23 protein-coding genes and 2 pseudogenes are annotated in these 17,245 nt (G+C 34.9%); 17 read left to right on the top strand and 8 right to left on the bottom strand.

What is annotated here, in order from left to right; all coding sequences use genetic code 11:
- The first annotated feature begins 110 nt into the window (after nucleotides 1-110).
- On the top strand, nucleotides 111-1,112 hold the full coding sequence (gene yutH, locus M1D66_RS02585; RefSeq protein ID WP_000614215.1) for a spore coat putative kinase YutH: 1,002 nt from the start codon (nucleotides 111-113) through the stop codon (nucleotides 1,110-1,112).
- A 61-nt stretch (nucleotides 1,113-1,173) separates the two neighbouring features.
- Here yutH and M1D66_RS02590 read toward each other — a convergent pair whose 3' ends face one another.
- Both M1D66_RS02590 and M1D66_RS02595 read right to left on the bottom strand, forming a co-directional pair.
- A complete protein-coding gene (locus M1D66_RS02590) occupies nucleotides 1,174-1,389 on the bottom strand; it encodes a hypothetical protein (RefSeq protein WP_001125507.1) in 216 nt (71 codons plus the stop codon).
- 321 nt (nucleotides 1,390-1,710) lie between these two features.
- Nucleotides 1,711-1,947 (bottom strand): NifU family protein, encoded by a 237-nt coding sequence (locus M1D66_RS02595; protein ID WP_000431159.1) that lies wholly within the window; start codon nucleotides 1,945-1,947, stop codon nucleotides 1,711-1,713.
- Between the two features lie 195 nt (nucleotides 1,948-2,142).
- Between M1D66_RS02595 and M1D66_RS02600 the strand changes: the two genes are divergently transcribed.
- The 4 genes from M1D66_RS02600 to M1D66_RS02615 all read left to right on the top strand — a co-directional run bounded on the left by M1D66_RS02600 (nucleotide 2,143) and on the right by M1D66_RS02615 (nucleotide 4,903).
- Nucleotides 2,143-2,451: a YuzD family protein gene (locus tag M1D66_RS02600; RefSeq protein WP_000248588.1), complete on the top strand. Its 309-nt coding sequence runs from the start codon at nucleotides 2,143-2,145 to the stop codon at nucleotides 2,449-2,451.
- A gap of 51 nt (nucleotides 2,452-2,502) precedes the next feature.
- Complete coding sequence (locus tag M1D66_RS02605; RefSeq protein ID WP_212125905.1) at nucleotides 2,503-3,297, top strand: nucleotidyltransferase domain-containing protein; 795 nt, start codon at nucleotides 2,503-2,505, stop codon at nucleotides 3,295-3,297.
- A gap of 123 nt (nucleotides 3,298-3,420) precedes the next feature.
- A complete protein-coding gene (locus M1D66_RS02610; RefSeq protein ID WP_000049690.1) occupies nucleotides 3,421-4,089 on the top strand; it encodes a hypothetical protein in 669 nt (222 codons plus the stop codon).
- Nucleotides 4,090-4,099: 10 nt separating this feature from the next.
- On the top strand, nucleotides 4,100-4,903 hold the full coding sequence (locus M1D66_RS02615; RefSeq protein WP_242554975.1) for a leucine-rich repeat domain-containing protein: 804 nt from the start codon (nucleotides 4,100-4,102) through the stop codon (nucleotides 4,901-4,903).
- Between the two features lie 2 nt (nucleotides 4,904-4,905).
- Here M1D66_RS02615 and M1D66_RS02620 read toward each other — a convergent pair whose 3' ends face one another.
- A complete protein-coding gene (locus M1D66_RS02620) occupies nucleotides 4,906-5,544 on the bottom strand; it encodes a DUF4304 domain-containing protein (protein ID WP_063220579.1) in 639 nt (212 codons plus the stop codon).
- On the bottom strand, nucleotides 5,531-6,001 hold the full coding sequence (locus M1D66_RS02625) for an SMI1/KNR4 family protein (protein ID WP_242554976.1): 471 nt from the start codon (nucleotides 5,999-6,001) through the stop codon (nucleotides 5,531-5,533). The genes M1D66_RS02620 and M1D66_RS02625 overlap by 14 nt, the downstream gene beginning before the upstream one ends.
- A gap of 89 nt (nucleotides 6,002-6,090) precedes the next feature.
- Between M1D66_RS02625 and M1D66_RS02630 the strand changes: the two genes are divergently transcribed.
- The 6 genes from M1D66_RS02630 (at nucleotide 6,091) to phnA (ending at nucleotide 10,376) form a co-directional block, all read left to right on the top strand.
- Nucleotides 6,091-6,345, top strand: a complete 255-nt coding sequence (locus M1D66_RS02630) for a DUF7660 family protein (RefSeq protein WP_000383680.1) — start codon at nucleotides 6,091-6,093, stop codon at nucleotides 6,343-6,345.
- Between the two features lie 36 nt (nucleotides 6,346-6,381).
- A complete protein-coding gene (locus M1D66_RS02635) occupies nucleotides 6,382-6,738 on the top strand; it encodes a hypothetical protein (protein ID WP_048534656.1) in 357 nt (118 codons plus the stop codon).
- A 30-nt stretch (nucleotides 6,739-6,768) separates the two neighbouring features.
- The gene (locus M1D66_RS02640) at nucleotides 6,769-8,427 is read left to right on the top strand and encodes an outer membrane protein assembly factor BamB family protein (protein ID WP_242554977.1); all 1,659 of its coding nucleotides are present in this window, start codon (nucleotides 6,769-6,771) and stop codon (nucleotides 8,425-8,427) included.
- Between the two features lie 299 nt (nucleotides 8,428-8,726).
- Nucleotides 8,727-9,524: a DUF2628 domain-containing protein gene (locus M1D66_RS02645; RefSeq protein WP_002026505.1), complete on the top strand. Its 798-nt coding sequence runs from the start codon at nucleotides 8,727-8,729 to the stop codon at nucleotides 9,522-9,524.
- A gap of 69 nt (nucleotides 9,525-9,593) precedes the next feature.
- On the top strand, nucleotides 9,594-9,875 hold the full coding sequence (locus tag M1D66_RS02650) for a hypothetical protein (RefSeq protein WP_048534699.1): 282 nt from the start codon (nucleotides 9,594-9,596) through the stop codon (nucleotides 9,873-9,875).
- Between the two features lie 159 nt (nucleotides 9,876-10,034).
- Entirely contained in the window at nucleotides 10,035-10,376 is a 342-nt protein-coding gene (gene phnA, locus M1D66_RS02655; protein WP_242554978.1) for an alkylphosphonate utilization operon protein PhnA, read from the top strand.
- 199 nt (nucleotides 10,377-10,575) lie between these two features.
- On the opposite strand, the gene M1D66_RS02660 is transcribed toward phnA, so the two are convergent.
- The 4 genes from M1D66_RS02660 to M1D66_RS02675 form a co-directional block, all read right to left on the bottom strand.
- Nucleotides 10,576-11,373, bottom strand: coding sequence for an ABC transporter permease (locus tag M1D66_RS02660; protein ID WP_000679254.1), 798 nt, complete (start codon nucleotides 11,371-11,373; stop codon nucleotides 10,576-10,578).
- On the bottom strand, nucleotides 11,357-12,016 hold the full coding sequence (locus M1D66_RS02665; protein WP_048534661.1) for an ABC transporter ATP-binding protein: 660 nt from the start codon (nucleotides 12,014-12,016) through the stop codon (nucleotides 11,357-11,359). The genes M1D66_RS02660 and M1D66_RS02665 overlap by 17 nt, the downstream gene beginning before the upstream one ends.
- A gap of 54 nt (nucleotides 12,017-12,070) precedes the next feature.
- A complete protein-coding gene (locus tag M1D66_RS02670; RefSeq protein ID WP_001054091.1) occupies nucleotides 12,071-12,244 on the bottom strand; it encodes an aspartyl-phosphate phosphatase Spo0E family protein in 174 nt (57 codons plus the stop codon).
- Nucleotides 12,245-12,477: 233 nt separating this feature from the next.
- Nucleotides 12,478-13,548 carry an NAD(P)/FAD-dependent oxidoreductase gene (locus M1D66_RS02675; protein WP_000682079.1) on the bottom strand — a complete coding sequence of 357 codons (1,071 nt, stop codon included), beginning with the start codon at nucleotides 13,546-13,548 and terminating at the stop codon, nucleotides 12,478-12,480.
- Nucleotides 13,549-13,899: 351 nt separating this feature from the next.
- Here M1D66_RS02675 and M1D66_RS02680 point away from each other — a divergent pair, with 351 nt between their 5' ends.
- The 6 genes and pseudogenes from M1D66_RS02680 to M1D66_RS02705 all read left to right on the top strand — a co-directional run bounded on the left by M1D66_RS02680 (nucleotide 13,900) and on the right by M1D66_RS02705 (nucleotide 17,236).
- Entirely contained in the window at nucleotides 13,900-14,139 is a 240-nt protein-coding gene (locus M1D66_RS02680) for a YuzB family protein (RefSeq protein ID WP_000595026.1), read from the top strand.
- Between the two features lie 270 nt (nucleotides 14,140-14,409).
- Nucleotides 14,410-15,276 (top strand): diaminopimelate epimerase, encoded by an 867-nt coding sequence (gene dapF, locus M1D66_RS02685; protein WP_000077396.1) that lies wholly within the window; start codon nucleotides 14,410-14,412, stop codon nucleotides 15,274-15,276.
- Nucleotides 15,277-15,317: 41 nt separating this feature from the next.
- Nucleotides 15,318-15,671, top strand: coding sequence for a HesB/IscA family protein (locus M1D66_RS02690; RefSeq protein ID WP_000573822.1), 354 nt, complete (start codon nucleotides 15,318-15,320; stop codon nucleotides 15,669-15,671).
- Between the two features lie 275 nt (nucleotides 15,672-15,946).
- Nucleotides 15,947-16,198: pseudogene (locus M1D66_RS02695) on the top strand (hypothetical protein); the annotation flags it as partial.
- Nucleotides 16,199-16,601: 403 nt separating this feature from the next.
- Nucleotides 16,602-16,776 (top strand): annotated as a pseudogene (locus M1D66_RS02700) (methyltransferase).
- 106 nt (nucleotides 16,777-16,882) lie between these two features.
- Entirely contained in the window at nucleotides 16,883-17,236 is a 354-nt protein-coding gene (locus tag M1D66_RS02705) for a YxeA family protein (RefSeq protein ID WP_242554979.1), read from the top strand.
- Nucleotides 17,237-17,245 lie beyond the last annotated feature (9 nt).

Consider the following 17,245-nt stretch of genomic DNA (forward strand, 5'->3'; position numbering starts at 1 on the left):
TTTTTTTCTTTTTAGTATTTGTATACGTTTCGTTGCTTTATCCTGTGCATAGGAATGAAAGGCGAGCACAAGCTCATATATATAAAGAAAAACCATAGGTGGCGACTGCGATGATTCAGCATATTTATGAGCATTATCACATGCATGTTAAAGAATTAATCCCCCTTGGCCCCTATAAAAGCTTTTGGATTCGCAACAAAATTTATGTACTTGTTCCAATTGGAGAAATGGAGGAAGAAGTACTTGTAGAGATGAAAAAGCTCAGTGACTATATGAACCAGCAAGGGGATATAACTGTAGCGACTTTCGTTCCAACTATACACGGCTACTATGTAAGTGAGATAGAAGAACAAAATTACTGCTTATTAAAAGGTATGCGAGCGTTAGAACGACATGCCACGTCATTAGGAAGTGAACTTTCTATATTCCATAAACGAGGTGCATTCTTTCCAGAAGAAATCGAGCAATTAAGCCGCATTGGTGAATGGAAAGCGTTATGGGAAAAGAGACTCGATCAGTTAGAAAAGTTTTGGCAATCACAAGTGATGAACCACCCTACAGACGTATTCGATCAATTGTTTATTGAATCCTTCCCGTATTACTTAGGAGTTGCAGAAAATGCCATTCAATATGTTGTTGATACAGAAATGGATGATACGCCGCAACTAACGGATGCAGCGACAATTTGCCAAGAACGATTCACACCTTTATTATGGCATCAAACGAAGCGTCTCAAACTTCCTTTTGATTGGGTGTATGATCACCCAACTCGAGATATAGCAGAATGGATTCGCTATATGATGATTGAAAAAAAGAAAGACTGGGATCAAACAATCGTTCAATTTGTTACAGATTATGAACGAAATTACTCGCTGTCCTCATTTGGTTGGCGCTTATTATTTGCAAGGCTCCTGTTCCCGCTTCACTATTTTGAAACGGTCGAACGATATTACCAAACTGGAAACGAAGAACAAAAAAGCATATATAGAGATCGCTTAGAAGCCATTTTACATGATGTAAACCGCTCAGAGCAATTTATGAAGCACTTTTATGGCTCACTTCGTTTACCAGTAGATAAGCTCGGGATTAGAAAATTAGATTGGTTATCTTAAAAATATAAAAAAGAGACCGAGTGAGGTCTCTTTTTTATATACCACAATTTTATGTAATACATTATGCCCCTACCTGCTGATCTGTACATATATTTAAAACGAATTGATGCCTTTCGAGCTTTTCATTTACTTTACCCAATAATTCTTGCTGGATTTCTTTAAATAAAAATTGATAGCTTGTATTCCATGTTGGTATAACGGATGAAAGGCCTAATAAATACTCTTTTTTCTTTTCTAGTTCTTGGATTGTTACAAAAGTGTTCCCCATTTTTGGCATCTGTCGTCCCCCCCTATGTTTTTTTACTGTATATGTGTGAACGATTCACTATATAGTATTAATTATCGCATTTTTTGAGAAGGATTTCCAATTTTGTTTTATGATGTTAACGGATAAATGTGATTTGAATAAAAAAGGAGACCAAATTTGGTCTCCTTTTAGAAGGCGATTCTGAACGAGCCGCTTCCGCTTTTAGATTAATATCCAGCTCCAGCGGCCAGAACAGTCGGCCATTTCGCGCCTTCCTGTGAGGCAAAAAGCGCCTCTTCGTCAGGAGCTCCAATGACCTCCTGTTCTGAACGAGCCGCTTCCGCTTTTAGATTAAAATACTTGTTCTACTTCGATAACGCCTGGTACTTCTTCAAGTAACGCGCGCTCGATACCAGCTTTTAGTGTGATTGTAGAACTTGGGCAGCTTCCGCAAGCACCCATAAGGCGTAATTTTACGATACCTTCTTCAATGTCTACTAATTCAACGTCTCCGCCATCGCGAAGTAAGAATGGACGTAATTTATCTAATACTTCTAATACTTGTTCTTGCATATGTGGGTTTTCCATTTTTATCGACTCCTTTCATCAGTTTTATTATAATCAAGATAGAGGGGAAAATCTATTTTTTCTCTTCTTGTTTTATTGTCGAAATATTGTATCGTGTTTTTTCAGTATAGGGGTATGGAATAAGTTTGTAAAATGATGTGCTTATGTAATAAGACATCTGAATATACTGTTGGAACAAGAAGTGGGGGAGAAGAAATGGTTAATGTGCAAGTGTATGGGACGAAAGTAATTTGTGCGAGCTGCGTCGGAATGCCATCTTCAACAGAAACGTTTGAATGGTTACAAGCGGCAATTGGTCGTAAATATGAAGGACAAGAAAATAAATTTAATTTCGAGTATATTGATTTCCAAGAAGAACAAGAAGATGCGGATAAAAAAGCATTCGCTGAGCGCGTAGTGGAAGAAGATTTATTTTATCCGGTCGTTCTTGTAAATGGAGAAATTGTTGGAGAAGGAAATCCTCGTTTGAAGGATGTTTACGAAGAAATCGAGAAATATTTATAAAACAAGAAGTCTTTGCGAATTTGCAAAGGCTTTTTTATTGGAGGGATAGATATGAAAAATGGAGTGAAGCATGCGTTACCAACGGAAGTACAACGGTTAATGGAGCGGTATACAGTAGAATTAAAAGAAATTTTTTTGGATGAAAAAATAGTCGGGGTATATATTTACGGATCCATCGCACTAGGTGCATTTCATAAGGAAACGAGCGATGTTGATTTTGTTACAGTGATAAATGATTCCGTGAATGAAGCTGAAAAACAGCAGCTTGTGGAACTACATAATAAACTTAGTGATAATACACTAGGTAAAAGAATGGACGGTATGTATATTCCGCTTGCTGACTTAGGGAAATACAATGATGAAATGAACGAGTACGTGTATTGTGCAGATGGTAAAGCTAATGTTGGTCATTGGGACATTAATGCGGTCACATGGTGGACGTTGAAAAATCAAGGCATTACAGTTACAGGAAAAGAAGCAGAAGATCTTCCGTTGCAAATAAAATGGAATGATGTAGTAAATACAATGAAATATAACGTAGAACAGTACTGGAGTGAAAAGGCGAAGAAGCCATATTTATTTTTTATAGAAGAGTGGGTAGAATCAGCTGTCGTTACGATGGGACGCATTTTATATACACTAGATTATAAAACAATCGTTTCAAAAGATAGAGGATTGCAATATTTGTCAGAACGTTCAGCGGAAGAATGGGAGCTTTTATTAAAAGAAGTAGCGAGAATACGGCAGAACCCAAAAGAAAAGCGAATGCTCTCAAGGTGGAGAAGAGCAGATATGACGAAGAGGTATTTACTGCATTTAATTGAGACGTGTAGAGAGAAATGGTAGGGAAGAAAATGGACAATACAGTGGGGTGTATTGTCTTTTTTATTTTGTAGTAGATAGAAAAGTATTTACAAGCATTGTGTAGAGGAAAGATAATAGAAAAAAATATGCGCATGGGGGAAGATGATGAGTAAATATAAATTACATATAGATAAAGAACAACTATGGAAAGGCTGCGTTTTAAATTCGATTGCCCATGCAATTAATGTAGCGCATTGTCCAGATTTCTCACATGAAAGTTCATGGGATGGATTTAACTATAGTATGCAAGATAGCCAAGGGGGACAAGGGACAATTACGTTTCATCCGAATTACACGATTGTATGTCTTCAAGATGTGAATAGCGAGAGAATTGATGAGTGGATTGATGCGAAAAATTATTTTGAAGGGGCACCTTCGGAAGTAATAGATATTGCGAAAGAAGAAGCACTTCAATACGTATTAGAAGAAGTAGAAGGCGAAACAGTTCCTTTTATTACAACTGCATTTTGGATTGAGGATAGCGGTGCGTATTCAATTGATTCATTTGAGGAGATGGAAGAGCACGGCGGATTCTTATTAGAAATTCCATTACTTGATACAGAATCAGCAATGGAAAGACTAGAAGAAGAGTATGAACTGACAGAGGAACAAATAGAGCTTTTACAACTCGTGTATGAGAAAAAAATCCAAAGGCCAAATGAGGAAATTAAGTTGTCTAAAGAAGAAGTAGCAATGATTGGAACGGAAGATAGCGAAGGATTGGAAGTTAGTAAGGACTCATTTGAAGAAATGAATATTACTTGGGAGTTGTAGGGGGGATAACATGTTTCCGATTGGTGATCAGCCGAAGATTATGAAAGACTTAGCAAGTATAGCTGGTGATTTAGAAGAAGTAGCGATTGAGGGGAAAACAAAAAATATAGAACGACTAGCATCTTTGAAAGTTAAAAAATTATGGGTGTTCACAGTAAATCAAAAGCAGTTTGATCATATTCTTACGTATGTTTGTCCCGATATATTATACGTTTACAAAATGAGGGTTGAGGATTTAAGTAGCCTTCAGAAATTGTCCAATTTACAACAGTTGTATATGTGCTGGAATACAAAAGCGAAGACGTTATGGGATATTGATTATAATAAAAAACTCAAATCCTTACTAATTGATGATTTTTCTAAGTTAGAAGATTTAAGTGCTTTAAGTAAGTGCACACAACTCAATACCTTCTATATGGGTGGTGGAATAAATACAGCGATGAAAGTACAAACTTTAAAACCGCTCGCTGAATTACAGCAGTTGCAAAAGCTTACTTTGATGAATTTAAAGGTTAAAGATGATTCATTAGAACCGTTAATGCAATTGAAAAATTTAAAGGAGTTAAGCTTATCTAATCAATTTAAAGTGGAAGAGTATGCAAAACTCTCTGTAGCATTGCCATATACGGTATGCAAGTCTTTTAAACCTTACGTATATATGAACGATGCAATAGATGGGAAAAATATAATGGTGACTGGGAGAAGAAGGCCAGTCCTTAATTCAAAAATGGATACTGTGAAGATGCAAAAGTATGAAGAACGATTTAAAAAGTTACAAGAGGAATATAAAGCACTAGTAGAAAGTACAATGTGAAATTACATTGTACTTTCTACTAGTTTTTTCATATACATATCAACTTCGTGAAAGAATATGGGCTCTTTTTCCTCGGTATTCAGATGCACGGTGCAATGTAAATATTGCTGTAAGTAGCGATTAGCTTGTTCGTACTGTTTTAATTTGTAGAAAGAAAAACAGGTAAGAAGTAGAAACGCTTTTTCTTCTAATATTGGAACGACAGCTAGTATCGGAGTAATGGAATGTATATTTATTTCCACTAAATTTTCATAAGATGCCCACGTTTGAAACCAGTCGAAAATAGTAGAAAGGTAATTCGGAATGTTGATAGTTTCATGTGAAACATTGTGCAATAGCTGGTTCTGTTTGATATGTATAGGCTCTATTCTTGTTTGTAGAATGCAAGCGAATATTGAAATGTTTTCTTTTATTTGTAATTGGTTCGTAATAAGCTGCGGGAGACCGATAGGGTGAACTCCTATATTTATATAAAAATCATCTCCAAACTGGCTTTTTTGTATGTTAATGAGCTTATAAAATCCGTTTTCAGCTTTGAAAAATGTATGTCTTTTTTTCTTAAAGCCGAGTGGTTTTAAAGTGGCGTGTAAATTTGTAATAAAATCTTGCTCCTTTTTAGAGCCAGGCTTATTCTTCGTCATATTCATAAGTAGTTAAGTTTTGTAAGAACCTTTCAAAGTTAGGTGCTAATTCAATAATTTCCTCAAATTCATTATCGATAAATATAACTGGAGGATTTTCAGCTACATTTCGATAGTCTAATGCAATCCATGTATGTTCATCACCAGATAAAAGTACGATATTCTCAGGCATTTCCCATTCTCGAATTAAATAGCGGCTCTCTAAAATACTAGATTCATTTTCATTAAAAGAAATACCATATAAACCAGATACATTAACGTGATCGTCTGCCCAAGAATTTGGCTTTGAAGTAGGGTGAACATCGAGACGAAGAGTTCCCCCATTTTGTTCTTTTAGAAGGTTTATATATGATTCTGGAAGTTTTACGTTCAGTACTTCTTCTGCTTTTTTGATTAGTTCATCGTTAATGGGTGCTAGTTTTAAATAGTCATCGTCTGCCCAAATTGTACTCTTCATATTCGGTCACCTCAAATAATAGTTTTAAGAATCTTATGTCATATATTATAGTTAGTTTAGATAACACGCAATAGAGGGAGGGACGGAGTATGGATGTGTATGAATACCTCGATCACGTAAATTCTAAAGAAGATTTATTAAAATTTCTTGTATACCTCCAAAAGGATTTTAAAGTGAATAAAGATGAATGGGAGAATGTAGAGGTAGAGACTTATTTAGAGGCATTAAATAGTTGGTTAGGTTCTTGTGAATCGGTTTATATAAATCAAGGAGAGAAGTTTCCAGAAAATATTTCATGGAAGTTTATTGCTCAAATGTTACTTGCGGCAGCTCATTATGAATAAAATTAGATTTTTAAAAGATAGAATGGAGAAGATATCATGATTAACCATAATAAAATTAAACAACTTTTAGCACATGTAGATCGTGCTGAGGATAATGAAATTGAGCTAGAGTATGAATTTGAACCTATGACGATAGAATTGTTTAATAGTGAAGAAATAGAAGAAGGGCAACTTGGTTATAGTTTTGATGAAGAAGGAGACTGGAAAGAAGGATGGATTGTAATCGGCATAGATTCATATCTTGGAGACCCGATTTTTGTAGATAGTAATGATGAGAACTGTCCAGTTTATACAGCTATGCACGGTGAGGGAGAATGGGAGCCGGAATGTATAGCGGAGCGTATAGAAGATATTATTGAGAAAGTGAAGGGGAATGTGCGAGAAATAAAATAGTATTTCAATGTGATTAAGAGGGAGGAAATAATGAAAAAGTTTCAAATCGAACTAAATAAACTGCCGACAGAAAATGCCGGAGAAATAGTACTTAGTATAGATGAGAGTATTGTGTTTCAAGAAAAAACAGACATAATAGACCCGATTTGTCAGTTGTTTGACGCTTGTATCGAGGTCTTTAGATATGATGACGCTACAATTTTCTTAAATGAATATGAAAAAAAGATGGAATTTAAGAAGAAAGATGGGGAGTTTCTCATTATTAATCAGAGAGGCAAGAAGTTAGCTAGTGTTGATAGCGAGCAATTTTTACGAGTACTCTTTTCGTTTCTTAAAAAGGAGATAGGGCAGATTTACATGAGTGGAGTTGATTCTTTTCGAATCAAAGATGCTTACCATAGAATGTTAGAAATTGATCCATTTGTTCCTAAACTTGTAAATGGAAATGACGAAATTATGTATCGAACTTATCATTCTACAAGTGACAAGTATGAATTAAAATGGAAGTATTTAAAAGGGAGAGAGGTTGAACCGATATTTACTCCGGTACTATCTCATGATAAGAAGAGTATCTTTTATGTAGAGGAAAATAACCACAGAATTCGTAAACTCGATAGTGAAACGAAAGAAGAGATTTGGCAGTGCCGTATTCCAATAGTAGAAGAGTGTAATTGCATTACTGTGAATGATGTCGTAATTATTTGGCATGCAAATAGATTTGGAGAAAGTATTGCGAAATTGTATGCTATTTCATCAAGTTGTGGAGAGCTTCTATGGGATTTAGAAATAGAAGGGCATATTATACAAGATGTAAAAACTACGGGAGAAGAGTTACCACGTTTACTAGTTATTACACAAGAAGGCTACAATGTTTTATTAGAGCTTGAAAGTGGAGTAAAAGTATGGGAAAAGAATGTTCGAGTCGGAGGAGAAAAATTGCAGTGCCATCTTGGCCCAGATTACTATGTATTAGCAGGGAATCCTTTTGATGAAGATGGGGAAGTTGATGCATATAGTAATGTTGCAATTGCCATTCAATTATTAGATGCTTCTACACGATGGAAACAAATGATGGAAGATTGTAATCCAAATGAACCAGTTACTTTAACTAATGAACATTTTATATGTGTAGCAATGGAGGTATTACAAAAGTGGGAATATGGAAAAGAAGGCTGTAACTTAATTTTTGAAAAAGCTTTTGATGAGGTATGGTACTCTTGCATTGAATCAAAGGAAGCAAAAATACTATTAACAAGAACTGAGTATGGATATGAAGGGGTAAGTAGACAAATACAATGTTATGATCATAAGAGCGGTCAAAAGTTATATGAAGTAAATATGTCTTTTGAAATTGAATTGCCTCCATTTCTTATCGGAGAGATGATGGTATTGTCCTTAGGAGAAGGCAGAATTTGTGGTATTAATATTCAAACAGGTAAAGTGCTTTGGAACAATACTACTCTACATGATATTACAGAGGTTCTGTTATATAAAGATGGAGAAATTTACATTGCAACTTCAAATTTAGAATTGATAATACTTGATGCTGAATGTGGTGAAGTAAAAGATATAATTAAACTCCCTAAAAATGTTGTTGTAATAGATTTTATTGTATCAATTGAGGCAGGTAATAATGGACTATTCATTAGTTGTGTAAGTGGAAATATGTTTGAAATAGTAGAAGGCTAATTTGTGAGCGCTCTTAAGTCGAGATGTTTGTTTTAAAATAGTAGTATATATTCACTAAAAAGGATGTATAAAAATGATTTTTATACATCCTTTTTAGTGAATATATAAAATAATTAACTTAGTGTATTAAAGGTATGATACACGATTATTTTAATATATTTAAAAGTAAAATGAAATAAGAAACGAATAATTGTCGGAATATATTCGATTTCCGTTCACTTTTATGAAATATGTGTACTTTTTGTTAGATTCCTTCATTTTGTCCATATACAATAAATGTATATAGAAATAAGAAAAGGATGATGTACGTGAAGGACACGGTTTTACAAGAAACGATTTCTCCACAAGAATTACATAAAGTTGTTCAAAAGAATACAGCTTATTATGACTTTAAGTGGGGTAAAGTAGAAAATCCAGCGCAAGGGAATACATGGAATTGGGTAGCCTTTTTCTTCCCAACTTTTTGGTTAGCTTATCGTAAAATGTATAAGTTATTTATTATATTTGCGTTATTGGCTATACCTAGTATAGTTATACCCCCTTTTATAGATATTCCAGATGGGATTTATGTAACATTTAGTTTAGCTCTTCAATTAGGAATGATGATATTTACTGGATGGCAAGGAAACCGTTTATATTATAAGCAGGCTGTTCGTGTTTTTCGTAAGGGAGAAGATGCGTCTGATCATGAGAAGGCGTATTTCTTACAATCAAAGGGCGGCGTGAGTATTGCTGGTATGATTGGTTTACAGATTATAGTCGGGATTGTGTATGGATTAGCTGCGTTCGGGCTGTCCTTTTTACCAACTGAGCCGAATATTAAAAACGTTGTTCGTTCAAGTGGCGAAGGGGTTACTTTAGAGATTATGACTGATAATCCAACTTGGAAGTTTGTGAAGAAAGAAAAAGATTATGACGTAGTAGAGTTTACTGGTTATGATTATACAGAGAAGAAAAACGTGAAAATTAAATTTGCTGTTTATTTCGATGAAGATTATTTCGAGTGGCAAGAGGTATATGAAAATAATAAGAAGTTAAGTGAAGAAGAAGTAGAAGAATATCAAATTTACATTGAAGAAAATAATTGGGGTTTCTAGAGGGAACTCGTTCATTTTGAAAAGAAGAATCTTGTGAAGGTTCTTCTTTTGTTTATTAGGGGGAGAGAAATAATTTCAGCAGTAATAGAAGCTCTAATAGGATCGATTAGTTTAAGTACGGGTTTACACACGAAAAAGATTGATGCTAACATACGTTACTTGCAGCAGTATGAATGGTTTCGAATGATATATGAAGACGAAAAGTATCGAAAGTTATTTATTACGAACTACAAAGTTCGCTCATATTTACAAAGTAAGCTAAGAGTTCGATTGCTTGTAAAAAATAAAAATGCACAACGAAGATTTTTAAAATTAGTAGAAGAGCAAATAGAAAAACGGCATACAAATTGAAATTTTGTAAAATACAATAAAAAATGAGAATTTGAGGTAGGCTTGTCAATAACGTGAGACTATGGCACTATAAAGAAATGCTATACAAATTTTATTTATCGAGATGTAAACATCAATTTTGATTTTTACGTATAAATAATGAACGGAGGAAATGAATTTATGGCTACTTTACCAAATTGTCCAAAATGTAATTCAGAATATACGTATGAGGATGGAGTTCTTTTCGTATGTCCAGAATGTGCTCATGAGTGGTGCCAAGAAGCAGAAGCTGAAAATAATGATGGTGCAAAAGTTGTAAAAGATGCGAACGGAAACGTTCTTCAAGACGGCGATGCAGTTACTGTTATTAAAGATTTAAAAGTAAAAGGAACTTCTTCAGTTGTGAAGATCGGTACGAAAGTAAAGAGTATCCGTCTAGTTGATGGCGATCACGATATCGATTGCAAAATTGACGGCTTCGGAGCTATGAAGTTAAAATCACAGTTCGTTAAGAAGGCGTAAGTAAATAGAAGAGGAGGCGAATAGCCTCCTCTTTTTATTATGTCACTTTTTGTCGGTAAATCGATATTTCGTACAAAATCGTTGATATATTCTGAGTTATGATAGATATATTTGAAAAATCGTTGATATATTGCAAGTTATGATAGATATATTGAAAAAATCGTTAATATAATTTCATTCATCGTGAACTACGTACGATTCACCGTGCACCATAGTCAATTTCTTTCAATTGACATCGCTTATTAAAGAACGTTTTATATCCAAGCTGTAAAAAGATAATGACAGCAAAGGCAGTACTTCCAGAAATACCGAGTATGATGGCGATTTGATATTGAATGGCTGTGAATGGTGATACACCGGATAATATTTGACCAGTCATCATGCCTGGTAAGCTTATAATTCCCATTCCGACCATAGAATTAATTGTTGGTAAAATAGCAGAGTCAAAAGCGTCTCGAATGAGCGGAGCAGCTGCTTCTTTCGGTGTTGCGCCGAGCATAAGTGCACCTTCAATTTGACCTCTTTGCGATTTCATATTGTTTAAGAACGTATTTGCGCCGAGAGAAACACCAGTCATGGCATTCCCAACTAACATTCCTGTAATAGGGACGATATATTGCGGAGCATACCACGGATCATGTCCGATAATAACAAAGATAAATAGTAGAAGTGGCCCAATTGATCCGGCGACCATGGAAAGGGCGGCTACTCGTTTTAATTCTTTAGACATTGGGATGTTAACTCGTTTATAAATATTAAAAATTGCAAAGGTAGTAATAGAAGTAATGAGAGCAATTGTATAAAATGGATTACTGTTTTCAAATACGTATGTAAGGACATATGCAACAAGTACGAGCTGAATCGTCATACGGAATGTTGCGAGCGCGATTTGTTTTTCGCGAGGTATTCCTTTTAATTTTACAAGTCCAATTAAAATAAGAATGAAAATATAGGCAGCTGCAAGTTGCCAAATTTGGAGTTCAATAACGCCCTTCAACAGAGAGCACTTCCTTTCTAGTTGCACCGTTTGCTTTACTAATCTCAATAATGTCGTCTGCAATTTCTTCTGGAAGTTGTTGTGAGTGTGTGATGAAGATAATTGTTTTTTTCTTTTTTCGTGCTAGTTCAGTAAATTGTTTCATAACGCGGCGTTCTGTATCACTGTCTAATGCTGAAGTAGGTTCATCTAATAAATAGACAGGCGGATCCATAAGTACGATACGTGCAAAGGCAAGTCTTTGTTTTTCACCGCCAGATAGTGAGGAGGCGCTATTTTCTAATTGCTTGTCTAAGCTAACGGTTTGTAATGCACTCCGCAGGGCATCATCATTTGGAAATGGTTTTTCAGAAAGACGAAGTCCCATTAATAGGTTGTCTTTAACGGTTCCATCAAAAATAGGTGGAGTTTGCCCAAGCATAACTACGTCACGACGTAATTGAATAGGGTGATAATCAGAAATTAATTTTCCGTTATATTCAATTGTGCCGGATGTTGGAGATTGTAAATCGTTTAACATGCGAAGCAACGTGCTTTTTCCGCTTCCGCTTTCACCGATAATGCAAGTAATCTTTTCTTTTTGAATCTGTAAATAAGGAATGTGTAGTATATCTTTATATATAACGTTTTTTAATATGAACATAAATCGCTCCTTTCTGATTCTAGTTATATCGTATCAAAAAAGAGAAGATAACGGTTATAAAGAGCAACGTTTTTTCTTCGTCTTGAGTTTTATTAATAAGTTAAGTAAACGATCTAATTCTTGGCTGAAAGAAATCACTTTATCATGAGTCAATCCGTATCGTTCAACGAGATAGATTAACTCTTTCTTTTTCGCTTCTATTCGATTGTTTAGTTTCGATAAGTTCATAAGTGGAATGTAATGCCTCCTACAAAAGTATTTATCACATAAAAAATAAGACCGAATGAATTCGGTCTTCAAGGAAATAATAAAACAACTTACAAATAGCATACAATGTTTATCAATATTTTTTAATATAAAAATGAAAAATAAATCATTATAAATATTGAGAAAGATGTGTCTGATAATTTTTAAAAACTGATGCAAAGAGGCTGCCTACATAGTAGACAGCCTGTAAAGTATTAACCTTTATGATATTTGTACATCCAAAGAAGACCAGATTTTAATAATCTCGGTACACGTCCCATTAATGGTTGGTTTGCGAGTAAACCGAATCCATGCTTCTTACCAAGAGATCCTAGAACACCTTTTAATTTAATAACAGGTAGTTCATCCGGGAGTGGTTCATTATTCCAACGTTTTAATAATATTTGGACAATTTGTTCTCCTTGACCTTCAGCAAGTTGGGCAGATGGTGCATGTGGAAGTGCTGCGCAATCTCCTACAACGTAAACGTGCTCATTGTTCGGAATATTGTGATATTTCGTTAAGACAACCCGTCCGCTACCATCTTGTTCAACTGGAAGGTTTCGAACAACTTCATTTGCTTGAATACCAGCTGTCCAGACGATTGCATCACATTCAAGTGGTTCATCGTGGTTGTACACAATATTTGGTTCTACTTTTGTAATGTTAGAGTTTCGTATAATGTTAACTTTATGCTTTACAAACCATTCTTCTACATATCTACTTAATTTCTCTGGATATGGGAATAAAATTCTATCTTTTCGATCAAATAAATAGATTTTTAAATCAGAACGGCTTTCACGAAGTTCACTTGCTACTTCAACGCCACTTAAGCCAGCACCAACAACAGCTACTGTTGCATTTGGTTCTAGACTATTTAATTGTTCATAGGTTTTACGTGTTTGTTCAATTGATTGTAGACTATGTGTATATTCCCTAGCCCCAGGAACGTTATGATATTTATCTTCACAGCCAAGTCCGATAATTAAGTCATCATATTGGATTGCTTCGCCGCCATCGAGATGAACAGCTTTTTCTTCGAGGTCAATATTTGTTACTGTGCCGTATTGAATATTGAGGCGTGGGTGTTCAGGAAACGGTATACGAATATGCGTTTCTGAAATAGTACCCGCAACTAATGCATAATATTCAGTTTTGAAGCAATGATATGGTACTTTGTCGATTAATGTCACTTGTACATCATCTGGAAGTTGGTTGCTTGGAAGTAGCCTTTGCAGAATTCTCATTCCACCGTAGCCGCCACCTAGTATTACGAGGTGTTTCATGATGGATTACCCCTTTTCTGTTGAAATATCCCCTAATCATAAAATTTTATATTAATAAAATATTTTGACTTTACTCAATCAAATTATATCGAATTTGTGAACAAATAACAATGCATGAATGAATACTCTGTTGTACAATAAGAAGAAAAGTAAAATAAACTGTTTTTCCTTTGTAGTTACTATTTCATTGGAAGTAGCATGTTATATAGAAGAAGTCATCTACTTTGAAGTGAAATAATGAAGTAACTAAATAGTTTAGACTGTGTAACGAAAACAACAAGAAACAGCTTAGTTTTCTTCTTATAGATAAAGTGAAAAGGTAATTTGTTTTGTAGTACAGGGGGGAGAATTTTGATTAAACCATTAATTGAATTTTGTGTAGGTAACCTTGCAAGTGGTTCACAAGCAGCTCTAGAAAAATTAGAAAAAGATCCGAATTTAGATGTAATGGAGTATGGTTGTCTAGGATATTGTGGTATTTGTTTTGAAGGACCGTTTGCACTTGTAAATGGTGAAGTTGTACAAGGTGCAACAGTAGAAGAGCTTGTTAATAATGTATATGAGTATTTGGATGAAAATCCAATGTTTTAAGGTGTTGCGAATTAGCAGCACCTTTTTTATTAGATAAAATGTGATTTCGATTGGGAAGGGCTAATACTAATTATTAGCTCTCCCCAATCGAAAATAGTGGAATAAATAAAAAAAGGCCCTTTTTAGAAGGGCTTTTTTCTTACACAAATTGTGTAAGAGTGGCTCATCGCCAAACGTTGTCAAATATGAGAAACGGGGGACATTCATATTGTGTTCTAAAAGCATGCATTTTATACTTAACATAACAAATTATTTTTGGAGTGAATATAAATGAGCCAATTTTCTTTTACAAAAATGCATGGTCTTGGCAATAGTTATATATATGTAAATATGTTTGAAGAGCAAATTCCTGAAGAAGATTTAGCCCTTGTGGCGGAAAAGGTTTCAAATATTAATACTGGTATTGGAGCAGACGGGATGATTTTAATTTGCCCTTCAGACGTAGCTCCGGTGAAAATGCGCATGTTTAATAATGATGGTTCTGAAGGAAAGAGCTGTGGTAACGGTTTACGCTGCGTAGCGAAATATGCGTATGAACATAAACTAGTAGAAGAAACAGTTTTTACAATTGAAACGTTGGCTGGTATTGTAACGGCTGAAGTAACAGTAGAAGATGGTGTCGTGACATTAGCGAAAATCGATATGGGAGCACCGCGTCTAACACGTGCAGAAATACCGATGCTTGGTGAAGGTGAAACACCATTTATTCGTGAAAACTTCTTATACAATAATCATCGTTATGCATTTACAGCTGTTTCAATGGGAAATCCACATGCGGTTATTTTTGTTGATGATGTAGAAAAAGCACCTCTTACAACACTTGGACCAGTCCTCGAGACACATGAAATGTTTCCAGAGCGAGTAAATGTTGAGTTTATCGAAATTTTGAATGATGACGAGATGAACTTCCGCGTTTGGGAACGTGGGTCTGGTGTAACGCAAGCTTGCGGAACAGGGGCGTGCGCTGCAGTTGTAGCTGCTATTTTAAATGGAAAGATGGAACGTGGTAAGGAAATTACAGTCCATTTAGCTGGTGGCGATTTAATGATTGCGTGGACTGAAGAAGGAAACGTGTTGATGAAAGGACCTGCGGAAGTAATTTGCCGCGGAGTGTATGAGTACAAGATAGAAGCGTAAAGATGTATAATGGACTAAGAACAGAAAGGAAGGTGTATTTCATGATTGAAGTAACAGAACAAGCAGCTTTTCAAATTAAAGATATGTTAAAAGATGCTGAAGATGGAGAGAAGTATGTGCGCCTTGCTGTACACGGCGGCGGATGTAGCGGTCTTTCTTACGGCTTAGGGTTTGAAGTAGAACCAAAAGAAGACGACACAGTTCTTGAGTTTTTCGGTGTTGAATTTGTTATCGATAAAGAAAGTGCTCCAATTGTTAAAGGAGTAAAAATTGACTATAAACAATCTATGCTTGGCGGTGGATTCACAATCGACAATCCAAACGCAATCGCATCATGCGGATGTGGATCATCTTTCCGTACAGCGACGAATGCTGGTAAACCAGAAGAGTGCTAAGTTTTTAGCCGAAATAGAAAAGGCCTTTTTAGCGATGGAATAAAATCGTTAGAAAGGTCTTTTCTTTTGGCGTTAAAACAGAAAATGCATGTAAAGTTACTTTGGAATTTAATTTAAATGTTATCATATATGGGATACGTGATTTGTATTGTGAATTCCAGTTTCATATTGCTAGTTTTAAGATAAGATTTCGGAACGGAAATGTAAATAAATAGCAGAAATATACTATTTATTAGTTGTATTTAATGTTAATATTTGTAACGAAGATGATTGGCGATCGTGTACCATGGTATAAAGATGTAAATAACAATTCGGCAGCAGTAAGTTACAATCACTATTTGAAAATCAAAAAAGGTATGCCCGCGAATCAGGTAAAAGCTGCAATTGGACAGCCACATGTGATTGAGAAATATAAATCTTATTCAGTATATGACTATACTGGTTATGGTGGAGAAGGATCATTACGTGTAATCTTTGAACCGAATGGAACTGTTACGGATGTAGTGGAAGACGGTTTACCACGATAATAAATTAGTTACGGGAAGAGTTGTAGTAAAGTTGTCTTTGAATTTATAAAGTTTTTGGGAGCATCCCCAAATATAGATGAAAAAATAATTCTTTTAGCCATATTATAGTATTAGTATTTACCGAAGTTTCTTCCAAATTCAATAGCGTTATTGTGGATGGTGTTGTCGTATTATTTTTGTTGATATATACCGCAGTAGGGCAGCAATTGTAATTGGACGTAAAAGGACGCGAAGGAGTAGCAGCTTCCTTTTGAAAAAAAGGAGGGGAATATGATCGAGGATATTCTTGAATTCATAAGGAAATACGTAATTAAACCTATTATTAATTTCATAAGATACCTTGTAATAAAGATTATAATTGAGGGTATAATAGAAGGCGTAATAAACGGTATAAGGAAATTACGTGATAAGTGGAAAAATTGGCGTGAAAGACGTTATTGGCGGTAGTGTAGCTGATAAGCGTGCGAAACAAAAACGTTATACAGAAGTTTAATGAAATGATAGAAATCGAACCGCATTTACAATCTGTACTCGTTCCAATTGATGATGGAATGACGATTTCTAAAGTGAAGAAATAATTATTATCTTACAAAAGTGTAATGTTCATGTCATGTTTTTGAATTTCTTCTTTAAGCGTTGGGCTTTAAGATAAGAATATAAGAAAAAACATATGAGGTGAAGGAAATGAAAAGATACATTGCACTATTTAGTATTTTAGTTGTATTTGCAAGTTTGTTAGTTGGTTGTGATATTAACCGTATGGGGAAAGATGAGTATTACGTTCAAATTACAGCTGATGGTATTGAAAAAAATGAAAAGTCTGATAACGGTGAGCCATACAAATATTTTGAGTATAAATTAAAAGGTTTTGATAAAGACGGAAAAGAAAAAGAATTAGAATTCACAGCTCAAAAAAATCTTCGTAAAGATGCATTCCTACGCGTATATCACTCAGATAAAAAAGGTGTAACAGCTTGGGAAGAAGTAAAGAAAGATGAGCTTCCAGCGAAAGTGAAAGAAAAACTAAGTATGAAATAAGAAAGATAA

Source organism: Bacillus sp. PK6-16 (assembly GCF_056530295.1).

Coding starts and splice junctions, on each gene's coding strand:
- yutH (WP_000614215.1), top strand. CDS start 111: ATGATTCAGCATATTTATGAGCATTATCACATGCATGTTAAAGAATTA.
- M1D66_RS02590 (WP_001125507.1), bottom strand. CDS start 1,389: ATGCCAAAAATGGGGAACACTTTTGTAACAATCCAAGAACTAGAAAAG.
- M1D66_RS02595 (WP_000431159.1), bottom strand. CDS start 1,947: ATGGAAAACCCACATATGCAAGAACAAGTATTAGAAGTATTAGATAAA.
- M1D66_RS02600 (WP_000248588.1), top strand. CDS start 2,143: ATGGTTAATGTGCAAGTGTATGGGACGAAAGTAATTTGTGCGAGCTGC.
- M1D66_RS02605 (WP_212125905.1), top strand. CDS start 2,503: ATGAAAAATGGAGTGAAGCATGCGTTACCAACGGAAGTACAACGGTTA.
- M1D66_RS02610 (WP_000049690.1), top strand. CDS start 3,421: ATGAGTAAATATAAATTACATATAGATAAAGAACAACTATGGAAAGGC.
- M1D66_RS02615 (WP_242554975.1), top strand. CDS start 4,100: ATGTTTCCGATTGGTGATCAGCCGAAGATTATGAAAGACTTAGCAAGT.
- M1D66_RS02620 (WP_063220579.1), bottom strand. CDS start 5,544: ATGACGAAGAATAAGCCTGGCTCTAAAAAGGAGCAAGATTTTATTACA.
- M1D66_RS02625 (WP_242554976.1), bottom strand. CDS start 6,001: ATGAAGAGTACAATTTGGGCAGACGATGACTATTTAAAACTAGCACCC.
- M1D66_RS02630 (WP_000383680.1), top strand. CDS start 6,091: ATGGATGTGTATGAATACCTCGATCACGTAAATTCTAAAGAAGATTTA.
- M1D66_RS02635 (WP_048534656.1), top strand. CDS start 6,382: ATGATTAACCATAATAAAATTAAACAACTTTTAGCACATGTAGATCGT.
- M1D66_RS02640 (WP_242554977.1), top strand. CDS start 6,769: ATGAAAAAGTTTCAAATCGAACTAAATAAACTGCCGACAGAAAATGCC.
- M1D66_RS02645 (WP_002026505.1), top strand. CDS start 8,727: ATGATGTACGTGAAGGACACGGTTTTACAAGAAACGATTTCTCCACAA.
- phnA (WP_242554978.1), top strand. CDS start 10,035: ATGGCTACTTTACCAAATTGTCCAAAATGTAATTCAGAATATACGTAT.
- M1D66_RS02665 (WP_048534661.1), bottom strand. CDS start 12,016: ATGTTCATATTAAAAAACGTTATATATAAAGATATACTACACATTCCT.
- M1D66_RS02670 (WP_001054091.1), bottom strand. CDS start 12,244: ATGAACTTATCGAAACTAAACAATCGAATAGAAGCGAAAAAGAAAGAG.
- M1D66_RS02675 (WP_000682079.1), bottom strand. CDS start 13,548: ATGAAACACCTCGTAATACTAGGTGGCGGCTACGGTGGAATGAGAATT.
- dapF (WP_000077396.1), top strand. CDS start 14,410: ATGAGCCAATTTTCTTTTACAAAAATGCATGGTCTTGGCAATAGTTAT.
- M1D66_RS02690 (WP_000573822.1), top strand. CDS start 15,318: ATGATTGAAGTAACAGAACAAGCAGCTTTTCAAATTAAAGATATGTTA.
- M1D66_RS02705 (WP_242554979.1), top strand. CDS start 16,883: ATGAAAAGATACATTGCACTATTTAGTATTTTAGTTGTATTTGCAAGT.